The 21,302-nt window shown below is 34.8% G+C and carries 14 protein-coding genes and 1 pseudogene; 3 read left to right on the top strand and 12 right to left on the bottom strand.

All coding sequences use genetic code 11. The features are described from left to right. The first annotated feature begins 58 nt into the window (after window positions 1-58). Together DS031_RS12575 and DS031_RS12580 are read left to right on the top strand one after the other, a co-directional pair. Window positions 59-1,427, top strand: a pseudogene (locus DS031_RS12575) (MATE family efflux transporter). Between the two features lie 69 nt (window positions 1,428-1,496). Then, window positions 1,497-1,748, top strand: a complete 252-nt coding sequence (locus DS031_RS12580) for a DNA alkylation repair protein (protein WP_113806415.1) — start codon at window positions 1,497-1,499, stop codon at window positions 1,746-1,748. Between the two features lie 45 nt (window positions 1,749-1,793). Here DS031_RS12580 and deoD read toward each other — a convergent pair whose 3' ends face one another. Then, window positions 1,794-2,501 carry a purine-nucleoside phosphorylase gene (gene deoD, locus DS031_RS12585; RefSeq protein WP_113806416.1) on the bottom strand — a complete coding sequence of 236 codons (708 nt, stop codon included), beginning with the start codon at window positions 2,499-2,501 and terminating at the stop codon, window positions 1,794-1,796. Window positions 2,502-2,611: 110 nt separating this feature from the next. On the opposite strand from deoD, the gene DS031_RS12590 reads away from it, so the two are divergent. Further along, complete coding sequence (locus DS031_RS12590; protein ID WP_113806417.1) at window positions 2,612-2,818, top strand: hypothetical protein; 207 nt, start codon at window positions 2,612-2,614, stop codon at window positions 2,816-2,818. A 27-nt stretch (window positions 2,819-2,845) separates the two neighbouring features. On the opposite strand, the gene DS031_RS12595 is transcribed toward DS031_RS12590, so the two are convergent. From DS031_RS12595 to DS031_RS12645, 11 genes are all read right to left on the bottom strand, one after another. Next, window positions 2,846-3,097: a hypothetical protein gene (locus tag DS031_RS12595; RefSeq protein WP_113806418.1), complete on the bottom strand. Its 252-nt coding sequence runs from the start codon at window positions 3,095-3,097 to the stop codon at window positions 2,846-2,848. A 116-nt stretch (window positions 3,098-3,213) separates the two neighbouring features. Then, window positions 3,214-5,184, bottom strand: a complete 1,971-nt coding sequence (locus tag DS031_RS12600; RefSeq protein ID WP_113806419.1) for an ATP-dependent DNA helicase — start codon at window positions 5,182-5,184, stop codon at window positions 3,214-3,216. A 137-nt stretch (window positions 5,185-5,321) separates the two neighbouring features. Continuing rightward, window positions 5,322-6,116 carry a divergent polysaccharide deacetylase family protein gene (locus DS031_RS12605; protein ID WP_113806420.1) on the bottom strand — a complete coding sequence of 265 codons (795 nt, stop codon included), beginning with the start codon at window positions 6,114-6,116 and terminating at the stop codon, window positions 5,322-5,324. A gap of 159 nt (window positions 6,117-6,275) precedes the next feature. Then, window positions 6,276-6,950 (bottom strand): YpjP family protein, encoded by a 675-nt coding sequence (locus DS031_RS12610; protein ID WP_181833142.1) that lies wholly within the window; start codon window positions 6,948-6,950, stop codon window positions 6,276-6,278. Window positions 6,951-7,569: 619 nt separating this feature from the next. Then, on the bottom strand, window positions 7,570-8,355 hold the full coding sequence (locus DS031_RS12615; RefSeq protein WP_245947399.1) for a TatD family hydrolase: 786 nt from the start codon (window positions 8,353-8,355) through the stop codon (window positions 7,570-7,572). An 18-nt stretch (window positions 8,356-8,373) separates the two neighbouring features. Beyond that, a complete protein-coding gene (locus DS031_RS12620) occupies window positions 8,374-9,930 on the bottom strand; it encodes an ATP-binding protein (RefSeq protein WP_181833143.1) in 1,557 nt (518 codons plus the stop codon). Then, window positions 9,923-10,291, bottom strand: coding sequence for a response regulator (locus DS031_RS12625; RefSeq protein ID WP_281269121.1), 369 nt, complete (start codon window positions 10,289-10,291; stop codon window positions 9,923-9,925). The genes DS031_RS12620 and DS031_RS12625 overlap by 8 nt, the downstream gene beginning before the upstream one ends. Window positions 10,292-10,304: 13 nt before the next feature. After that, window positions 10,305-11,915, bottom strand: coding sequence for a GGDEF domain-containing response regulator (locus tag DS031_RS12630; protein WP_113806424.1), 1,611 nt, complete (start codon window positions 11,913-11,915; stop codon window positions 10,305-10,307). Between the two features lie 211 nt (window positions 11,916-12,126). Beyond that, window positions 12,127-15,879, bottom strand: a complete 3,753-nt coding sequence (gene addA, locus DS031_RS12635) for a helicase-exonuclease AddAB subunit AddA (RefSeq protein ID WP_113806425.1) — start codon at window positions 15,877-15,879, stop codon at window positions 12,127-12,129. Next, window positions 15,869-19,357 carry a helicase-exonuclease AddAB subunit AddB gene (gene addB, locus DS031_RS12640; protein ID WP_113806426.1) on the bottom strand — a complete coding sequence of 1,163 codons (3,489 nt, stop codon included), beginning with the start codon at window positions 19,355-19,357 and terminating at the stop codon, window positions 15,869-15,871. The genes addA and addB overlap by 11 nt, the downstream gene beginning before the upstream one ends. 417 nt (window positions 19,358-19,774) lie before the next feature. Then, complete coding sequence (locus DS031_RS12645) at window positions 19,775-20,968, bottom strand: ornithine--oxo-acid transaminase (RefSeq protein ID WP_113806484.1); 1,194 nt, start codon at window positions 20,966-20,968, stop codon at window positions 19,775-19,777. Between the last annotated feature and the right edge of the window lie 334 nt (window positions 20,969-21,302).

Raw genomic sequence — 21,302 nt, forward strand, 5'->3', positions numbered from 1 at the left:
GTGCTATAATTCACTCTATTGCAGTTATACTAATTTAAATTTTAAGAGGCGAACACTTATGTATCAAACGAAAACAATCAAACAAAAAATTGGATTATTCATGACAATTTTACTTCCAGTCCTTGTGACACAGCTTGGTCTTTATGCGATGAACTTTTTCGATACGATGATGTCAGGTCATGCTGGGTCAAATGATTTAGCTGGTGTTGCAATAGGATCAAGCATTTGGGTGCCAGTGTTTACCGGTCTAAGCGGCATTTTACTTTCTATTACTCCGATTGTGTCGCAGTTAATTGGATCAGAACAAAAACAACATGTATCTTTTTCTGTTATGCAAGGTATTTATCTTTCTATTGGTATAACCATTATTATTTTTATAATAGGGCTTTTTTCATTAGACAGTATTTTAAATACGATGAACTTAGAAACTGAAGTTCAAACCATTGCCAAAAATTATTTAACCGGTTTGTCATTTGGGATATTACCGACCTTTATTTATACAGTATTTCGGTGCTTTATTGATGCCCTTGGTAAAACAAGAGTAACGATGACTATTACATTGCTTTCATTACCAATTAATGTTCTTTTTAACTATTTGTTGATTTTTTGGAAAATTCGGCTTTCCTAAATTAGGTGGAGTTGGTGCTGGCTATGCATCTGCCATTACTTATTGGTGTATTTTTTTAATCACTTTATATGTTATTCACCGCAAAGAACCGTTTAGTCATCATCGAATTTTCCAAACCTTTTTTCCTATTTCTCTTTCAGTTTGGAGAGAACAGCTTAAAATCGGCGTCCCAATTGGGTTTGCGATTTTTTTTGAAACAAGTATATTTGCGGCAGTCACATTACTAATGAGTAATTTTGATACAATAACAATTGCCGCTCACCAAGCCGCATTAAATTTTGCTTCATTTTTATATATGGTTCCGCTCAGTATTTCTATCGCTTTAACAGTTGCAGTTGGTTATGAAGTCGGAGCTAGACGATATAAAGATGCCGTCCATTATAGTTATTTAGGAATTGGTACCGGTATAATGATGGCCCTGCTTTGCGCAGTAGGATTACTAGTTTTTAATGAACAGATTGCAAATTTATATACAAGGGATGAAGCGGTTTTGAAGCTTATAAAACAGTTTTTGCTTTATGCGATCTTCTTCCAATTATCAGATGCAGTAGCGGCTCCGATACAAGGAGCGCTTAGAGGATATAAGGATGTAAATGTAACTTTGTTTATGGCGCTTATTTCGTATTGGGTTATTGGACTTCCTGTTGGGTATTACCTCGCCAATTATACTACTTTTGAAGCATTTGGCTATTGGATTGGTTTAAGTTCTGGGCTAACAGCAGCAGCCATTACTTTGTTTATGAGGTTATATCAAATTCAACATCAGCGAAGTATAAAAATTTTAAAGAGCCCTTCTTAAACAGCCTTTGCTGCTTTCATAATCTAAAAATATTAAGGGAATAATAGGGATTAGAAGGGAGTAATGAAGATGAATCAACCTTACTTATGCCCAAATTGTAAAACAAACCGTACCCGTTTTAACATTATTGAACAAGTTGCAAAACCTGTGAAGCTCGACCCGCAATCTGGTGAAGTGGTCGAACAATATTCAAACGATACATTAGAGCCATTTCACATTCCCTACCGCGGGGCTTCAGTCAAAATTCAATGCGGGGCATGCGGTTTAATTGAAGAAGAAACAGCTTTTATAAAGCGAGCGCAGTATGAACAAAACCATTAACTAAACATACACATCCGCATTTGATATGCGGATGTGTATGTTTAGTTATTCAGCAATGCCAGCTTCAAGTGCGATTTCAATCATTTCATTAAATGTTGTTTGTCGTTCTTCAGCAGTTGTTTCTTCCCCTGTAAACACATGATCACTTACTGTTAAAACAGAAAGTGCATTTGCTCCATACTTTGCAGCCAGCGTATAGAGTGCAGTTGTTTCCATTTCAATTGCAAGCACCCCGTGGTCAGCTAGTTTCTTTACAATATCCATGCTGTCGCGATAAAAGACGTCACTTGTTAAAACACTGCCCACTTTAATATGAAGTCCTTTTTTTACTCCTTCATCATATGCCTTCTTTAAAAGATTAAATGAGGCAGTTGGTGCGTAATCAAACCCTTCGAAGGCAAGACGATTCATTTGCGAATCTGTTGAAGAAGTCATCGCAAGAATAACATCGCGAACATTTACGTCTTTTTGTATCGCTCCGCATGTCCCAACACGAATTAAGTTTTTCACACCATAACTGCGAATTAACTCGTTTACATAAATAGAAATAGAAGGAACTCCCATACCTGTCCCTTGAACAGAAACCCGCTGTCCTTTATATGTACCAGTAAATCCAAGCATCCCGCGCACATTGTTATAACATAGCGCATCTTCTAAAAAGTTTTCAGCAATATATTGTGCTCGCAGTGGATCACCCGGCAGTAAAATCGTTTCAGCAATTTCATTTTCTTTTGCTTCGATATGTATACTCATATGCAAACCTCCATTGATTTTTCATATCTATAGTTATCTATCACATTCTGAATGTATGTTTTGCTTCATTATTTTCGCATACTATTAATAAAAAAGGCAAGGTGATTGTAATGCATGATCGTGATAACATTGATAATCCTATACAGAGAACGTTACTTCTTGATTTACATGAAATTTTATTAGGGTTAAATGGAGAATGTCAAACAGATCAGGTATTTTATAACTTTATTAATGAATTAAAGCTTTTTAATAGTAGTGATATGGAACAATTAGCAAATACAGTTTATGAAGCACTTAGAAAAAACGACGCGTTTTAAGGTCGTTTTTTCCACCTATCATTACAATTATTCATACTCATCATAAGTATCGGGAAAGAAAAATTCTTTATTTAACATTGAAGCAAGATCTTCTTTATACTTTTCTCCAGTATAGGTGATAAGTTCTTGTTCAATTTTTTTAATGTCTTCTGTAATTTTTTCAGCTGCTGCTGCCTCATAATGATGTTCTTCTAATTGATTTAATAAAAGCTGATAAGTTTCTGAAAGCACATACACCTGTTCTAACCTTTCTATAAGAGGTAAATTATAGAATTTCATATTGCTTCCTCTCCTTTCTTGAATCAATGTTAGATAACACATCGTTAGGGTTTCAATTCAATAAACTTTTTATCCCTCTCTAGATAAAAAACGGGTCACAAAAAGGACCCGTTTTTTTAGAATGAATTTAATTCATTTTGAAGTATTTTTAAGTTTTTTGGCATAATACTTTTTATTGCATCAAAAAGCTCAGTATCATGATAAAGATTTTCAGCAAGAAGCAAAATACTGCCATAGTCCTGCTCCGAACGAATTAAGCGGCCCATTCCTTGTCTAAGACGAAGAAGCATATACGGTACATCCACGTCATAATAAGCATTCTTAGAAAACTTACGCTTTGCAGCAAAAACAGGATCATTTGGAGGGTATGGCAATGACCATACAATTACATTGGAAAGAGATGGTCCCGGAATATCTAACCCTTCCCATAAGCTTACCGCACATAAAACACTTAATTCTTCTCTTTGAAAGACAGAAATTAATTTGCTAATTTCTTGATCTCCTTCAAATAAAAATGGCCATTTCTGAAAACATTCATGTCCTTTAATCATTTCTTTAAATCGCTTTAAATCTTCTTTTTGATTAAATAGTATGAGTGCTCGCCCTTCTGATCTTTCTAACGCTTGTATCGCCAATTGAACTTTCTCTTTAAACGTCCCCTTTGCTAGATTTGGAGCCAACACCTTCATCTGTTTTTCATAATCATACGCAGAGTCAATTGAAAAAGATAAATAAGATTGAATCCCTAAACCATTTGCCATATAATCAAAAGATTTATCATTTGATAAAGTAGCAGAAGAAAAAATAATCGGTATTCTCTTTGAAAAAAGTTTTTCTTTTAAAACTTCTTGAACCAATCGAGGCATAATGACTAGGATTAGCCCTTCAGTTTCCTGAACTGTCCATGCAATTAAATTTTCCTGCTTTAAAAATAATCTTAATGCATGTTGAATCATTTCAATATGCTCTTCTACAATTCGAAGTTGATATTCTTCAATGGTATATAGTTCACTTTCAAACACAAGTTCATCTTCTAACTGTGAAAGAAGTTTTTGAAGGTTTTCCCCTTCTCTTAATAACACATTTGAAAAAGTAATCTCTCTCCGATCAGATCCCGCAACCTTTTCAGTATGTTCTTGTAAGGTGTGAAAAAAATGATCACTTTGTAAAATGATTTCATCAATTAAAAGAGCAACCTGTTCACGCACATCATTTGCACTTAAACGAAGTAAAATTTCTTCTAATACTTTATGGCTCATTTTATATGTTAGCGCTTTTTGAGCAGCAACTTCTGCTAAGTGTCCTTCATCAAATACAACAGCACTTGCTTCTGGCAAAAGCGGAAGTTGTCCTTCTCTTTTGCGAGCATCATATGTCCAAAGGTGCTCCATATAAAAGTCATGTGAACATATGATCAAATCAGCTGCATTACGATAGTGGTCTCTCGATAACGTTTGACCGCATCTATGTCGTTTATCACATACAAAACAGTCTTGAAACTTATCCCATCCAATGGAATGCCACTCAGTATCACTTAAATTCGAATAGTCTTTTCGATCGCCGTAATGATAAAATGACTGCATGGTTTCATTACTGTTTACAAACGATGGTAAGGTTTCAAAAATTTCATCGTAGATCTCATCATAATCTATTTTGCCGTCTCGCACATGATCTAACTTCTTTAAACATAAATACTGATCAGGCGATTTAGCTAACCGAGCATCAATATTAAGATTCAATGCTTTAGATAGCTTTGCAATATCTCCTTCACGCTTCACAAGCTGTTCAATTAACGATTCATCTGCGCATGAAATAATAACTGGCTTCCTCATATATCTTGCATAGCAGACTGAATAAAGCAAATAGGCAATTGTTTTTCCCGTTCCTACTCCAGCTTCTGCGAACATAATTTTCTTTTCTTGAAAAGCTCTTTCAAGTTGAAAAGCCATAAAAATTTGTTCATCGCGAAGTTCAAACCCTTGTTCAGGAAGATAATCGTAGAAAACATCTCCAATCCACTCATTTAATTTTTCAAAAAATGAAGAAGAAGCATCATATGAAAAAGGTAATGAATGATATGTACCCATAGTTGCACCTCAACTTTCTAAAAAAAGTAGTCCAGCATTTAATTATCTAGAAGTTTAAAAGAAATGTCAATATAAATACAAACAGAAGGCTCCCTAAGGTTTAACCTTAGGGAGCCTTCTGTTTGTATTTCCTTATTTTATTCTAACAATGGAGGAATATCCGTATTAAATAATTGAGAAACCGGGACAATTTCAATTTGTTTTTCTTCAAAAAATTTTAATGCTACCTGTATTCCTTTTACAGTATTTTCCCCTTTAATTCCTACATGGCCAATTCCTATTGCTTCTCCTTCTTGTTCCGCAACCTTTAATAGCTCTTTCATTTGTGACAAAACATGTTCCCTTGAAGAATGGGTGTCATCTAAAAAGATATCACGTTTCTCCCATTGTATTCCTAGATCTTCAGCCAGCTCTGGAATAACAGACTTAGGACTTGTTCCGCTATCTACGATATAGAGGTTATGTTTTTTTGCAACTTCTAGAATGGCGCGCATAATTCTTTTATCTTCTACAATTAAAGAACCCATATGATTATTAATTCCTACCGCATGAGGAACATCTAATATGGCTTCTTCTACTATTTTTTTTACTTCTTTGTTTGATAAATTACTCGTTATCGGATTTGGACCCAACCATGATAATTTTCCTTTCTTAGGCTGTAATGGCAAATGAACAATTACTTCAAGTCCATGCTTATGAGCCAGTTCTGCTTGTTCAGTTGATTGTTCCAAAAATGGCATTACAGCAACGGTGATCGGAATATTTCCAGATAAAAATTCTTTTACACCTTTCACATTTCCACCAAAATCATCAATAATAATAGCAGCTTTTTTAGTTTCTTTGGATGATAAATCTTCAGCATAGATATTTGTTAATGGTGTTGCAATAAAAAAAAGATACATAATGATTACAATAAATAATCGAACTCGCATTATAGGAAGACCTCCATTTTAATTTTTTTTAGTTTTTATATAATTGTTGTTTTCTATTCTTTTATTTTATATTATTAATACGGTAAGTGAAATTTTAAAAAACGAATTTAAAAGATGCTAACAAAATATGTCAGCATCTTGATCCTGTTCTTATTTTATTTAAGCAGACCAGTGCGGGGGAGTGTTTTTATCCCAATAAATTTTTCCTATTTCATGATGGGTTTGAAAGTTATCTGTTGGAACATGATAATGAAAATTAAACCAATAACCATCAAGCGGAGGATGATCTCTTCTTACATGAAACCGAATAATATCTTGACCGTTTCTTTCATCATAAATATGAAGAATCTTTTCCCCGAGACCACCGGCTGGGTTTTGAGAAATTTTCAGATGGCGAATTTGTTCTTCTTCCAACTCTTCCCCTAACAACGTTACAACCTTACCAAATTTCGGTAACACTTCCTGCTCATATTGCTTTCCTACACGTCTATTAATAACTGGACCAAACTTAATTTCTGCTAATTTTTTTGCTTCGGACATCGTATAAGTCATAAATTCGTTTTGAAGTTTTTCTTTTTCTGAAAACGACTTTGGAATTACATTCCATGATACACTTTCACTAAGTTTAGCTTCATTATTTTGTTTTTCAGGTTGTGCTAATTGTTCTTCAATAAAATTTTCGGAAACAGCATCACCTTTTGTATCGATGCTATGTGCTACAACTTCTGAACGTTTGGAATCGCTATCATTTAAAAGAATCGACGTAGGTACAACTGTTCCAAAAGTGAGAATTGTAATAAGTACAACGATTGATTTCCGTAACCAGAGCGGCATTTTATTTCTTCCTCTCACTATTTTTATGTTCATTTTCTCACACATTCAGCTAAAATGCTAGAAAAAAAAGACCTATTTCACCTCATTCATTCTCCTTTTTATTTCAATAATTAATATTTCTATCGTTTTTGGAAAGAGTACCCCTTCCTCAAGGAATGTGAAGGGCGATAGACCAATCAGTAGGGAGGGGGTGAATTTCCATCATTTATGACGAACGCAAGTACGTAATAAATGATATCATAATAGTTGTACATCCTTGTACATGCTCATTGAAAACTGAACATATAAGGTTGTAGCAGGAAAAGACGCTCTGCTGCGTAAAATGTTCAAGCCTAGAGAAGCCGAAGATGCGTGATACATGACTAGCACAACGTGTGAAAATGGTGCAGTAGGCTTATTAAAAGAAGTCCCAAAGGCAAGACCGATGGGATAGAGGAGTTGGGCGTATTTAGACCGCCAATGTGTCAACTCCACTAACGTTAAGCGTTCAGAAATGTTCGATACGTTAGAAACCCCCACTTCAAATTTTCGTTAGAAAATTAAGTGGCGGGAGTATTCATGTAACTTATTCCTTTACTTTACTCTTCAATTAGTTAATACTCATATCTTTCTGTTTTCACTAGACTCTATCATATCTATAAAAATGAGCCGTATTTTTAGTAGTTAAATCTTTAACATTCTTACTACTTATCTTCTTTATTTCCGCTGTTTTTTGAACGACCTCTTTTAATAAAAGAGGTGTTGTTTTCGTATTCTCAAATATTTCATGATAAGGCCATGGTCCATCTGTCTCAAGCATTAATTGAGATAAGGGCACTTGACTAACTAACTGTCGATCTCGCTCTCGATAACATATTTCAGGTGTTACTGAAATAAAATAACCGGCCTCAATAATCAATTGAAGCAGTTTTTTTTCCGCTTTCAGCCAATGAAAATGTGCGTTAACACCTTCGTACTTTTGAAGCAGTTCATAAACTATCGCTGCCTTATCATGGACAGCATGCAGGACTACCGGCAGTGAAAGCTGCTTTGCTTTTTCTATGAAAATTTTCAACAGCTCTATGTAGTGCTGTAAAGAAGGAAACTTAGAGTTTTCATATGAATAATGAGGCAATCCAATTTCTCCTATCGCAGAAATTGTATGCCGTTCAGATCTTATAAGGGTTAATAATTCATTTAATTCACATTCAGCAGGTAAAGGCTGCTCAGGATGAAAACCAATACACGGTATGACGAAATCCGGAAATTGATTAGCAAGTTCAAGGGTGTCATATGATGAACGTAAATTGGTGGAAACTGATACTGCTCCTTTAATCCCTGCTTTTTTCCATTTTTCTATGTATGCTGGTAAATCTTCACGATTATACTGATCTAGATGAATATGAGCATCTATCAAGATGAACACCTCTTTTGAATAGTTGATTTATTCAAGAAATGGTTGATTAAAATAAACAATATGTGAAGGGTCTTCTTGTTCTTTCACAATTTCATGAAGCACTTTAATTAACTCATTTGGTTTATATGGTTTTAAGAAAAAGCGTTTTGCGCCAACAGATTTACTATAATCGTTTTCATCTAAAGCCGTTGAAATAACAATTGGAATGTTTTCGAAAAACGGATTCTCTTTTAATTTTTCAATGAATTCCCAGCCGTTCATCTCTTTTTCAAGCATAATATCTAAAACAATTGCAGAAGGAGTTTTTTGTTTTATATTACTAAAAGCTTCTTCACCACTCTTAAAAAGGTAAACATTAAACCCACTCCTTACCAATTCTTCTTTTAATAAAAGTGCTAAACTTTCATCATCTTCTACTATAAATATTGTAGGACGTTTCTCATTATAAGCGGAATCATCATGCTTCACTTTTTGTTCAACAACAATTGGAAATAAAATTGTAAATGTACTTCCTTTTCCTTCTACTGAATCAATAGTAATTTCACCTTCATGAGCTTTCATGATTTCTTTTGAAATTGCTAATCCTAACCCTGTCCCACCAATTCGCTGATCATTTGAACTATCAATTCGATAAAATTTTGTAAACAGCTTACTTATTGCTTCTTCAGGAATTCCTAATCCTTCATCAGATACTGCTATCGCTAAGTGTTTCTCTTTGATTTGAACAGTAATTCTAACCTCTCCTCCGTCTGGAGAATATTTGACAGCATTACTCACTATATTTGTTATCACTTGTTTTATCTTGTCTTTGTCTGCAAATACCGTTGTATTAAACGTACATTGTTTTAATAGAAATACATGTTTTTTGGAATTTACTTTATTTTCCTCAATCACTTCCTCTATTACTGGAAGAATATCAACAAATTTTTTTAAATATGTTTGCTTTCCAGCCTCCATACGCTGAACATCTAAAAAATCATTAATCAGTGTTGTTAAACGTTTTGCTTCTTTGTAAATCGTCATTAAATATTTTTTTTGTCTTTCTGGTTTTAACTCTCGATACAACATTAACTCTGTAAATCCAAGCACACTAGAAAGAGGTGTGCGTAGTTCATGACTAACAGTGCTGACTAATTCTGATTTCATTTGATCTATTTCGTATTCTTTTGTAATATCTCGATGAACGAAGATTGCGCCAATCATTTCGCCATTTTTTTCTATTTTTTCATAGTACATTTGAATAAAACGAGGTTTATTTGTAGTGAATTGGTATTGAATTACTTCACTTTTTGGCTTTTCACCTTTAATCACAGTAGAAAAAAATTGCAGCACTTCCGCAGATTCGGCCGTATTTTTTTTGAACATCTCCTGCCATTCTTCTAGTGAACATCCAATCACATCGTTTATATCAGCACAATTCATAAACTGACACATCTGACGGTTTACTTTTAAAATACGCCCTTTCCTGTCTACATACTGAATACCCTCTCTTACTGAATCAATAATATTTTGATTTATTTCTCGTTCTACTTCTTCTTCATATTGATTGATAAGGTTTTGTTCATTTTCTTGCCTATCACTCACTAAAAATCTCTCCAATCATCTTCACCAATTGAATAGGACTAAATGGTTTTGCTAAAAAATAATCCGCTCCTGCCCGTTTTACACGCTCTTGATCCACCTGTTGACTTTTTGCTGTTAACATTAAAATTTTTACATTTCTTTTTTCAAAATCAAAATTTCTTCTGATTTTTTCGATTACTTCAAGTCCAGTCATTTTCGGCATCATATAATCAAGTAAAATTAAATCATACTCAGTTTCATATATTTTTTTGCATGCTTCTTCTCCGTCTTCTGCTTGTTCTATTTCATATCCTTCCTCTTCTAATGTATCTGTAACAAGCATACGAAGAACTTCTTCATCTTCAGCTAGCAAAATTTTCAAAGTCGTCTCCCCCTTATATTTTTTTATTAATTAATCTCTTTATTCTTGCTTCTAATTCTTTAATATTAAATGGTTTTGTTATATAGTCATCAGCTCCTAGTTCTAATGCTCGAATAATATCTTTTTCAGCTTTTCTTCCAGTGAGCATTACAACAATATAGCGGCTCTGATCATATTCATTTCTAAGCTTTTTCAGAACTTCCAATCCATCCATTCTCGGCATAATGCCATCAAGAATTAACACATAAGGCCCACTGCCTCGATGCCAGTTATCATTAAAAAACTCTTCTCCTTCACGAAAACTTTTTACTTCGATATGATAATTTTCTTTCGCTGCATTTTCAAAATAATCTTGAACCATCTGTCGAATAATTGGCTCATCATCAATAATTCCAATTCGAATGGTTTTAGAACTTTCCGTTTCTTCGAATATATTAGAAGGCGTAAACACACAATTCTTCCCCATTTTTTTGGCTTTATCTAAAGCAATTTCTGCCTGTTCAAGCCACTTTACTTCTTTAATATTTGTTTTATTTACTTCCACCACTCCAGCTGAAAAAGACAAATGAAAGAAAAGTTGATTGTAAGAAAAGTCGATATTTCGAAATTTATCCAGCATATGTTCTAATAATTGATTTGCTTCCGCCGCTGAAGTATGGGGAAGTAATAGAACAAATTCTGTTCCCCCATAGCGTATTAAATAATCAGGATTACGTTTGTTTTCAAGAATCAAGTTTGCAAATGACCTTAAAATCTCATCTCCTGTTAAGTGTCCATAAGAGTCATTGATATTTTTAAAATCATCTATTTCTATCATTGCAATTGTGAATATTTCGCCTGTTCGTGTATATTCTGCCAACTGGCGATCAAACTCCATCATTAAAAATTTACGATTGTAAACATGCGTTAATTCATCCATTAAAATAGCATTTCTAATCGATTGACGCCTTTGAAGATGTCTTTTAATTCGTACAAGAAACTCATTCATTTCAACTGGTTTTTTTATAAAATCATCTGCACCTTCTTGAAAGCATTGGATACGTGTTTCTCTATCATTATGCAAACTCATCATCATAATAGAAATAAAATGAAATTCTGCTTGCTTTTGAATCGTTTTCAACACTTCAACCCCATTTTTTTCCTTCATATAAATATCTAAAAGGACAATATCGGGTTTAAGACGATAAAAAAGATCAATTGCTTGATCAGCATATAATGTAGCAAAAACCATCCAGCCTTCATTTTCAAGCTTATTTCTTAAAGATTGAACAAAAATCGGATCATCATCCACTAATAGGATCGTGCCCTGTTTTTCTTTTAGTTCCTCCTTAAATTCGCTTATTTCTTCTATTCCTTTGTGCTCTTTATATAAGTTAACAATCAATTCATAAAGATTAGTTTGTATTGTTTTTAAGTCAACCTGTTTACTGCTTAACTCATCAAAATGTTGAATTGCTTTTTCTGCATATTCCGCATATTCGTTTAATCCTAGAGTAGGTGCTGTTCCTATAACCGAATGAAGAAAACAATGAACATCTTTTTCTAAGATAAGTGCGTTTTCATCAAACCAATCTTGTAAATTACCCTTAATTTTTTCAATAAAATACCATTGATACTTGTTCATTCTCACCCTCCTGAATCATTTCCAAAAAGAAAGTTATTTTTCATGTATTTTACTAATTATCCGAACTGTGAAGAATCAATTCCATTTTATAATAGCTGAAATTAGCTGGATTCGCCATGTTGAATCATTATCACATAAACATCATCAAACTTTTACCCACAGCAAGCTGCCTTATGTAAAAAAGATGATGCAATAAACAATTGCATCATCTTTAAACTTCCACTACAATATCTCCATCAAAAAAGTATAAATACTTGTTATAAAGCGGCTTTTTCCAAATCTGTTCTACTGCGTTTTGATAAAGCTCAAGCTGTATTTTATAACGATTAAGGAGGATAGACTTCACTTCTTCTATTTCTCCTTCAACACGTCCAGTAATTGTATCTGTTTTATAATCTATTAAAGTTAATCCTTCATGATCTTCAATAATTAAATCAATCACACCCTGCACTAATACCTTTTCATTACTTTTTAATGAACGATTATTCGTAATCGTATTGGCAGGCACTGCTAAACTAAACGGAATTTCTCGATGAAGCGCCTCTGCATTTAACATTTTCTTACCAAGCTTTGAGTGAAAGAACGCTTGAATTTTTTTTATTTCAATTGTTTCAGCTTGTTCACTTGTTAAGATCTCTTTATTTACCATCTTAGCTAAAAGTTCCTTTATTTCGAGCTCTGATTGAGCATGATCAAATGATAAATGCTGCATTACCATATGCATGGCAGAGCCTTTTTCAGCGGCCGTTAATCGCTCTTTTTGTAAAAACTTTGGTCGTTCAGAGATTTGTTTTTTAAATGGACGAATCAATAATGTATCACTATATTCATCTGCAGATTCTCGTTGTCTTTTAATTTCTGTTACACTTTGTTTTGATTTAATTTTACTCGTTTCCTCATACTCGTACTTCCACTGTAGAGAACGATAAACAGTTTCCTTTTCTTCACTAGTAACAGCAACCATTTTCCCATTTTTAATTTTTTCAATGGTCTCTTCCATTAGATCGGTTTCATGTTCACTTAAAGTGAGAAAATTCGCAGCATCTATCACTGAAATTTTCCATTCCGAACGATCTTGATAAACTTCTGCTGCAGGAAGATGAGAAACAGATAAATAATCTCTTAAAATTTGACTATCACGGTGTCTTATTAAAGCTGGTCCAATCCAATCAAGATAGGAACGGCTCTTTGTACGTTCGAAATCAGGAAGAAGCCATTCTTTTTCATGAATATGCTGTCCCCATTTTTGAACATCTTTTTCCAAGTCTTTTACTGTGCCAACTAAATACAGCTTTTCTTTTGCCCGCGTTAAAGCGACATATAATATCCGCATTTCCTCAGCAAGCATCTCCAGTTTCATTCGCTGCTTAATTGACAGCTGCAGTAAGGTAGGATAACTTAAACGATTAGTAGGATCAATAAATTTCGTTCCAAACCCAAGTTCTTTATGAAGTAAATACGAACGATTTAAATCCTGCATATTAAATTGTTTAGAAAGCCCTGCTGTAAACACAATTGGAAATTCTAACCCTTTACTTTTATGAATTGTCATGACGCGCACTACATCTTCTTGTTCTGTTAAAGCACGTGCTGCTCCTAAATCGTTTCCTCGATCCTGCATCCGTTCAATAAAGCGTAAAAACCGAAATAGCCCTCGAAACGATGTTTCTTCATATTGACGTGCCCGATCATAAAGGGCGCGTAAATTTGCCTGCCGCTGCTTTCCACCAGGGAGTCCGGCCACAAAATCATAATAGTTTGTCTCCTGATATAAATGCCATATTAAATCCGATAAAGCCCCTTGTCGCGCTTTTGTACGCCAACTATCTAATCGATCATAAAAATTCACTATTTTTTTATTAAGTTCTGTATTGTTTTCCTCATTTAAGTAAGCTTTCATGGCATCAAAATAGTATCCCTGTTTATCAGAAAGACGAATTTGCGCCATTTCTTCTTCCGTACAGCCAATAATAGGCGAACGCAACACAGATGCAAGCGGTATATCTTGATATGGATTATCAATCACTTTCAAAAGCGCCATCATGATCGAAACTTCTGTTGCTTCAAAATAACCTGTTGATAACTCAGCATAAGCAGGGATTCCCTGAATCTTCAATTCTTCAAGAAGACTTGGAGCCCAGCTTGATGTGGCACGAAGTAATATTACAATATCACGATACTGAACCGGTCTCATTGCCTGCAATTTTTTATCAAACACTTCAGCAGGTGTGCCGTTTTCCTTTCCAACTAATTCTTTAATTTTTTCAGCAATACACCTTGCTTCAAGCTGCACCGTTTCAAAGTCTGAATCATCTAATTCAACTGAAGCTCCTTGATTTGATTCCTTTTCATCCTTGCTGCGATTAATAAGAAGAAGTTCTGCTTTTACATTTTCACTTTTAGGATATTCTGCTCCTAAACGAAGCTCGGCATCATCATCATAGTTCAGTTCTCCAACTTTTTCATTCATAATTTGTTTAAAAATGAAATTCGTCGCATGGAGGACTTCTTTTCGGCTTCGGAAATTTTTAGATAAGTCGATTCGAAGACCTTTTCCTTTTCCATCTTTTGAATAAGCTTTATATTTCTTCAAGAAAAGAGCAGGCTCCGCAAGGCGAAAACGGTAAATGCTTTGCTTCACGTCTCCAACCATAAATCGATTTCCATTCTTCTCATCTGCTTTTGAGACAAGCTGGATAATAGATTCCTGTACTTGATTTGTATCTTGATATTCATCAACAAGCACTTCAGCAAATTGCTGTTGATAGGAACGAGCTGTCTCAGATGGGATAACGTTTTCCGGGATTGAAGCTTCATCTCGTAAAATAGCAAGACAATAATGTTCTAAATCAGAAAAATCAACTAGACCTTTTTCAAGCTTTGCTTCCTCATATTTTTTTGCAAATTCATTTACAAGTGCAGAGAGTGTGCGAATAACAGAAGCAGTATGGCGGAGCTCATCCAAATAATGATTAGGATGACGTTCAAAAAAATCCTCTTGAATAGATTCCATTGCTTCTTTTGCAGAGGCACGTAAACTTTTCACCTCTTCTTGCAGCACTTTATCACACCCTCTGCACGGCTTTAATCTATCAAATGATAGGTGCTGAAAACCGTTATAGAGTGCTTCCCATGTTCTTTCACCTTGTAAAAGAGAATCAACCTGATGAGCTTCCCTCTGCAGATTTTCTAGATAAGGACGAGGCCCTTCAGGTGATTCTGCAATGGCTGCAGCTTTTCTTAACATTTCTTTAATTCCATTTAACTGAATAAAAATATCACTTATAATCTCTTTTACCCATTCAATGTCATCAATCTTTTGACCTTCTGTAATTTCATACCGCGCCACCATTTCCAAGAGCCAGTGACTTGGCCATGGATGACTTCTTGAAAAATCATATATTTTTTCAATTAAAATTTGCAAATCTTGATCACTGCGATCGCTTGAGTAACGATCTACTACTTCATAAAATTTTTCTGGGTTTTCTGCGCTGTAATGTTCCTCAAACATTTCTTCTAGGATTTCATCGCGCAGTAATTCTGCTTCTGTTTGATCGGCAATTCGAAAGCCAGGATCAAGATTTATTTTGTAATAATTTTGTCTTAATACTTCTAAACAAAATGAGTGAAGTGTTGAAATCGATGCTTTGTTAAGCAGTGAAAGCTGTCGACGTAAATGCAATGAACTAGGGTTCTCTTCTAATGCAGCTTCAATCGCTTCACCGATTCGCTGTCTCATCTCAGCCGCTGCGGCATTTGTAAAGGTAACAATTAATAAGCGGTCAACATCTACAGGATCATCTTTGGTTTTAATTCGTTCTATAATACGTTCAACCAAAACAGCTGTTTTACCTGAACCGGCTGCTGCGGCAACAAGTGTATTTTGGCCTCTTGCAGCAATGGCTTTCCATTGATCATCTGTCCACACTGCATTTGCCGGCTTTTCAATTATTTCACTCATCATTGTCCCTCCTTTCTTCTCTGATTTTCTTTAATACAACCTCATCTTTTTCTGCTTTTAACACTCGGAAGTTATTATCCTCTAACGCTTGATCAAATTGACAAACGGATTTGTAGACACAATACGTACAAGGTGTTTTATCTTTTAACTTATATGGCGCAATATGAATAGACCCTTCTGTCATCTGTTGACCAATGTTTTTAATAAGATCATGAACATGCTCTCGAATAGCTGTTAATTCTTCTTTTGAAGCAATTGATGAACTTTTAGAAAAAGTCCCGTCTTTTTTTATGCCTGCTGGAATGATATTCGATTGATTCGAAATGTCCGCATCCATTAACTGAACATTTTCTTGATCAGCTAAAACGAGTCCTTTCATCTTATACTTCTTAAATAATTCTTCCTCAATCTTTTTAGAAGATAATACATTTTTCACTTGAATCATTGGATTATGAACATGAAAATAAAGCACACCAGCCGGCAGCGCTGCATCTCCTAACCATTTCGGGGCATGTGTAATTAATACATCTAAATACGTAAGCATCTGCAGGGCGAGTCCGTAATAGACTTCTGTTAAATTTAAATCTTTTGCACTTGATTTATAGTCAATAATCCGAAGCATGATTCCTTGTGAACTATTGGCTTGATCCACGCGATCAATTCGGCCAATTACTTCAAGTACAATTCCATTTGAAAGTGTAAACGTGATCGGCGGAAGCTTGGCATTAGGACCAAAAGGAACTTCTATACCAATAGGAGAATACCCGCTTTTTTGTGCTTGTTTACCTAAAATAGAGGCTGCTCTCCCAACAACATCTTTTAATTTTCGTGTAATATAATGATGACGATTAGAACTTAGCAAAATTTGACTTTGTAATTTTGGTGTCAATTGATCAACCATTTGATCAGCTAATTCTTGACACTGCTCTTTACTTAACTTTTTCCAGTCCATATTCGATTGGCGAATATGTTCTGTGATCATTCCTAGAGCTGAATGAAAGAGCTGACCAATATCAGGCGCCTCAAGACGGAAAACAGCACGCTGTTTTAAGCGTAAACCATGAGAAGCAAACTGCGAAAACGGACAGGCGCTAAACTTTTCCATTCTTGATACACTTGCTTTTACACGTTTTCCGTAAAGTTTTCTGCTCGTTTCCTTTGTTAATGTTTGTGGATTATTTTTATAAAATAAACTGCTTAACAAGCGATGTGCTTTTCCGTCAGCATCATGCTCGACAAACCAATTATAAACATCCCACCAGTATGTTTTCATTCCATAACCATGTTTCCAATTGCGAAGCTGACCAGCTAAGAAAGATAATGATTTTTGTTCGTTTGTTATAAAAGACATTTCACCCTCCCTGCCTTCCGGTTCTCCAAAAATCAGCTGCTCTTCAATCATTGGGAACAGCTCTTTTAAACGATTAATGAGAATAGAGGGAAACATCGCTTTTCCTTCTTCATCAGAAAGTGAATAGCTAACATGAAGCTGCTCGGAAGGAGTTGTAAGAGCTCCATAAATATAAAATTGTTCATCTAATAATTTTCTTCGACTTCCAGATGCTAACTGAATACCTGCCCCGCTCATCTCTTCCCGTTCTTCTTCTGTTAACATCCCGTCATCTTCAGGCTTTGCAGGAAGAACCCCTTCATTTACTCCAATTAAAAAGGCGCATTTTACTTTAGAAAAGCGAGTTCGATCAATCGTACCTACTAACACTTGATCAAGTGATGGAGGAACTAGCGAAAACCTCAAGCTTTCCATCCCTGATTCCACCATTTTACTAAACATTTCTAAAGATAGCTGTTCTTCACCTACAATTTCTACAATTTCATCAAGTAAATTTATAACAGCCTTCCATACTTGATCATGTTCTCTTGCTGTTTCTAAATCACCTTTTATTTCAGCTTGTTCACGCCAATTTTCAAGTTTTTCAGCGACTTTTAAATGATCCAAAAGATGATAGACAGCAGCAGCTTTCTGACGACTCGTTTTTGCTTGTTTTATTTTTGTTTCAAACATTGATAAGGGATTTACAACCATTATTCTTAGCTCATTTAAATGCTTTTCTTTTTCAGAAAGCTCTTCTGAAGAAATTGGTTTATCATCTTCCAACTGATAAAAACGTCTAATTTCCCATGCTTGTTCATCCTTCCAGCGCTTTCCATGAATGCCTGCTTCTAATACATGATTTTCAAGAAGATCCATTTGTTCACGCCAATTTTCAAGTTCATCAAAATCATCAACAGGAAACAGCAAATCGGTCTTTAAAAAGCGAAAGACAGCTTCATAACGCCAATTACCTTTAATAACTTCTAAACTCGAGCGAATTAATTCGATTACCGGATGATGAAGCATCGTTCGTTTCGTATCAAAAAAGGTTGGAATATGATAATCATTAAAAATTGTTTTCATTAGCTCATGATAATTCTCCATATTACGAGTCATAACCGCAATATCTCGAAAACGATAATGAGAGTTGCGAACAAGAGCTAAAATGCTGCGTGCAGCGCCTTCTATTTCTGCACGTCGGTTCACTGCAGATGAAATGGTAATTTCTGCACCTTCCCTATAAACCTCTGCAGGTCGACTTTCAAAATATTCTTCTAAGTGAGCAAGAGAAGCATGACGAAAGCGCGGATAAGGTCTTCTTAAAATTTCTAGTGTTTCTACTTCTATGTTATGCTGTTTCGATAATTCTAACAGTGTCCGATAAGTAGTTCCTGTTTCATGAAATAAGGCCAATTCATGCGGTGGATGAAAATCATACGGTTCATCCATTGTTAATGCAACTGTTACTCGTTTGCAATGTTTCATTAATTGTTCCACCACAATAAATTCCTGGGGAGTAAAACTGTGAAAACCATCAATCCAAATTTCTGCTTTTTTTAAGTAAGCAGAGCTTGAAATTTTTTCTGCTAACAATTGAAGCATATCTTCTCCATCTACATACTTACCAAGCAGTTCATTTTCAAATTCCCCATAAATCATCGCTAAATCATGAAGTTTTTCCTGCAGTACATAATTTTGAAAATGATTGGATATTTCCTGATCGTTCATCAGTTGTTCTGGAGAAATACAATACCTCTTAAACTCTGTAACCATTGATGATAACTTATCAACAAAACCTGTTTTATCTGAAGCTCGTTGAAATACTTTTAGTTCATTTCGTTTCCGTTCAATGATTTTGCGAAGCATCATATTGGTGCCCACTGCTGTTAAATGAGTTCTTGTATACCCTCCGGTTTCTTGAAGGATTCTCCAAGCTAAGCGAGACATGCTGAAAACTTGTGCTCGAATCATTCCTCCTAAATTTGGGGTGGTAATTAATGCGTATTCTGATTGAAACGTCATCTGCTCTGGTACTAAATATAAAAGCGGGCTCCCATTTGGGTTATTTATTAAATGCTCACGGATCTCATCTAAACAAAAGGTAGACTTTCCGCTTCCAGCTCGTCCTAATATAAAGCGTAGTGACATATTGACTAATCCCTCCGTACTCCATGCTAATCCATTTATTATCTCATGATTTTTATAAAAATTATAGCAAAAAGAGAAAATTTGTTCGTACTATTTATTAAAAATCATCTCTATAACCTTTACAAGCCTTTAACAGCCTACTAATATAATCAGCTCATAAAAGTCCATCAACATATCAACAGCGTGTCCACTCTTTATAGTAAATCTATATAAAGGAACTATTCAATGGCAGCATTCTCATTTAAACGTAAACTTTTTAAAGGTTCCTCCTAGTTTATCATCATGTACCAATTAAAAAAGATTACCAGCATTAAACTGGTAATCCTTTTTTCACTTTTATTCTTTATTTGATCGGCTGCACCTCACCATAAAACGAGAATTTCCTATAATAGAACCTACATATTTTATCAGTCTTCATTATTTTGCTAAGACCGTACAAATCTTTTTAATTGCCCAGTCAAGGTCCTCTTTGGAAATAATTAATGGCGGTGCAAAACGAATAACATTTTCATGTGTTTCTTTACATAACAATCCTTGTTCTTTTAATACTTCACAATATTTTCTTGCTGGCTCATTTAATTCAACTCCGATAAATAAACCTTTTCCACGCACTTCTTTAATCATTGGGTTGTCAATTGCTTTTAATTTTTCCTGAAAGTACGTTCCTAACTCTAGGGAACGTTCTGCAAGCTTTTCTTCTTCTAACACTTCAAGTGCAGCAACGGAAACAGCACATGCAAGCGGATTTCCGCCAAATGTTGAACCATGTGAACCTGGATTAAAAACACCTAATATATTTTTATTTGCGGCCACACATGAAATCGGAAAAACCCCTCCCCCAAGCGCTTTACCTAAAATATACATATCAGGAATTACATCTTCCCAATCACATGCAAACATTTTACCAGATCGCCCAAGCCCTGCTTGAATTTCATCTGCAATAAACAAGACATTTTTTTCTTTACATAATTCAGATGCTTCTTTCAAAAACCCTTCAGGAGGCATAACGATTCCAGCCTCTCCTTGAATTGGTTCTAATAAAAAGGCTGCTGTATTCTCTGTAACAGCATGTTTTAACGCATCTATATCACCATACGGAATTAATTTAATTCCAGGAAGCATTGGGCCAAAACCGCGTTTATATTCTGCTTCAGAAGATAAAGAAACAGCAGTCATTGTTCGCCCGTGAAAGTTACCAGTACAAGCAATGATTTCCGCTTTATTCTCTGCAATTCCTTTTACTTCATAACCCCAACGTCGTGCAGCTTTAACAGCTGTCTCAACTGCTTCTACCCCTGTATTCATCGGTAAGATCATGTCTTTTTTTGTGAATGATGCAACTTTTTCATAAAAAGGTGCTAATTGATCATTATGAAAAGCACGTGAAGTTAACGTTACTTTATCTGCCTGATCTTTTAATGCTTGAATAATTTTCGGATGACGATGTCCTTGGTTTACGGCAGAATAAGCACTTAACATATCCATATATTTATTTCCTTCAGGATCTTCAACCCACACTCCTTCTGCTTTAGAAATAACAATTGGAAGTGGATGATAATTATGCGCGCCTAACTTTTCCGTTGTAGTGATAATGCCTTTAGATGTTGTCATTGTATTCACAACCTTTCCCCCTTAATAGTTTATTAGTTTTTATCCTTCTTAATCCTTGTATACCACTTTATCTAGCTCAAAAACTGATTTTTCCTGATAATTCTGTTCATAAGGTGTTCATATATGTATACCTCCATATAAATGATGTTTATCTTTCCACATTCTATTAAAATGCAACTTCCATGCCAATCTTACTTTTTAGCTATTTTGCATATGATCAACGTCTTAAAATCATTTTACGCAAAAAAAATTTGCACAAAAAAATATATTTTGCATCTTGTTCGCAAAATATATTTGCACTAATACTTCCAATTTCATAAAATAAATGTACAAT

The sequence above is a fragment of the Bacillus taeanensis genome (genome assembly GCF_003318295.1).
GTDB classification, from domain to species: domain Bacteria; phylum Bacillota; class Bacilli; order Bacillales; family UBA6769; genus Maribacillus; species Maribacillus taeanensis.

Bases quoted from the DNA above. Each gene is read 5' to 3' on its own strand.
- DS031_RS12580 (WP_113806415.1), top strand. From the start codon at position 1,497: ATGAATCAACCTTACTTATGCCCAAATTGTAAAACAAACCGTACCCGT.
- deoD (WP_113806416.1), bottom strand. From the start codon at position 2,501: ATGAGTATACATATCGAAGCAAAAGAAAATGAAATTGCTGAAACGATT.
- DS031_RS12590 (WP_113806417.1), top strand. From the start codon at position 2,612: ATGCATGATCGTGATAACATTGATAATCCTATACAGAGAACGTTACTT.
- DS031_RS12595 (WP_113806418.1), bottom strand. From the start codon at position 3,097: ATGAAATTCTATAATTTACCTCTTATAGAAAGGTTAGAACAGGTGTAT.
- DS031_RS12600 (WP_113806419.1), bottom strand. From the start codon at position 5,184: ATGGGTACATATCATTCATTACCTTTTTCATATGATGCTTCTTCTTCA.
- DS031_RS12605 (WP_113806420.1), bottom strand. From the start codon at position 6,116: ATGCGAGTTCGATTATTTATTGTAATCATTATGTATCTTTTTTTTATT.
- DS031_RS12610 (WP_181833142.1), bottom strand. From the start codon at position 6,950: ATGCCGCTCTGGTTACGGAAATCAATCGTTGTACTTATTACAATTCTC.
- DS031_RS12630 (WP_113806424.1), bottom strand. From the start codon at position 11,915: ATGAACAAGTATCAATGGTATTTTATTGAAAAAATTAAGGGTAATTTA.
- addA (WP_113806425.1), bottom strand. From the start codon at position 15,879: ATGATGAGTGAAATAATTGAAAAGCCGGCAAATGCAGTGTGGACAGAT.
- addB (WP_113806426.1), bottom strand. From the start codon at position 19,357: ATGTCACTACGCTTTATATTAGGACGAGCTGGAAGCGGAAAGTCTACC.
- DS031_RS12645 (WP_113806484.1), bottom strand. From the start codon at position 20,968: ATGACAACATCTAAAGGCATTATCACTACAACGGAAAAGTTAGGCGCG.